Annotated in this window: 1 protein-coding gene; it reads left to right on the top strand. The window is 74.2% G+C overall.

Translation table 11 applies throughout. The features are described 5' to 3' along the window. On the top strand, window positions 1-734 hold a 734-nt coding region (locus tag B8460_RS16350), incomplete at its 5' end, for a GDSL-type esterase/lipase family protein (protein ID WP_158322922.1). Between the last annotated feature and the right edge of the window lie 110 nt (window positions 735-844).

The raw sequence follows: 844 nt of genomic DNA, 5'->3' as shown, positions 1-844 counted from the left end.
GGGCGGCGCGGCGGCGCGTGCCGCTGGCGGCAACGCCGCTGTCACGCATGGACCTGCCGTGGTGGGCGCGTCGCCACCGCGAGAAAGTGGCGGAAATGCGCGACCGCCGGCCGGCCCTGGTCTGGCTCGGCGACAGCATCACGCAGAATTTCGAGCATGACGGGCCGGCCCCGCTCGACGACTACGCCCCGGTCTGGCGCCGCTTCTATGGCGACCGCAACGCCGTCAATCTCGGCTTCATCGGCGATGCCACCGCGCATGTGCTGTGGCGGGCCGAGAGCGCGGAGTTCGACGGCGCGCAGCCGCGGCTGATCGTCCTGCTGGTGGGGGCGAACAACCTCGGCCACCTCCACTGGAACGCGCCCGATTCGCTGCAGGGAATCGCCGCCATCCTGGCCGCGCTGCGCCGGCGCATGCCCCAGACGCAGGTGCTGCTGCTCAGCGTGCTGCCGCGGGCGGGCGATGCCTGGGTGATCGACACGCGCGTCGCCATCAACCGCGGCCTGCGCGCGGCCTATGGCGAGGGCGCAGGCATGCCGGGCGTGCGCTACATCGACCTGACCGGCCTGTTCGAGCGCGGCGGGCGCATCGACGACGCGCTGTACCGCGATCCGCAGCTGTCGCCGCCGCGCCTCGCGCTGCATCCGACGCCGGCGGGCATGGCCGCGATCGCCGCGACCATCGAGCCGGAGGTGGCGCGCATCCTGGGCGACCGGGTCCACCGCGCCGCCTGAACCGAAGGCGCGCCGCCGGCCGCGCCGCCGGACGCCGCCGCATCAGCAGAGGAGACCGAGTATGGCCGAACGCATTGCCGTGGTGACCGGGGCGGGCAGCGGCGTGGGGC

Origin of the sequence: Acidisphaera rubrifaciens HS-AP3, from assembly GCF_000964365.1 — a bacterium.
Lineage (GTDB): Bacteria > Pseudomonadota > Alphaproteobacteria > Acetobacterales > Acetobacteraceae > Acidisphaera > Acidisphaera rubrifaciens.
This window is presented reverse-complemented; position numbering and strand designations above follow the sequence as displayed.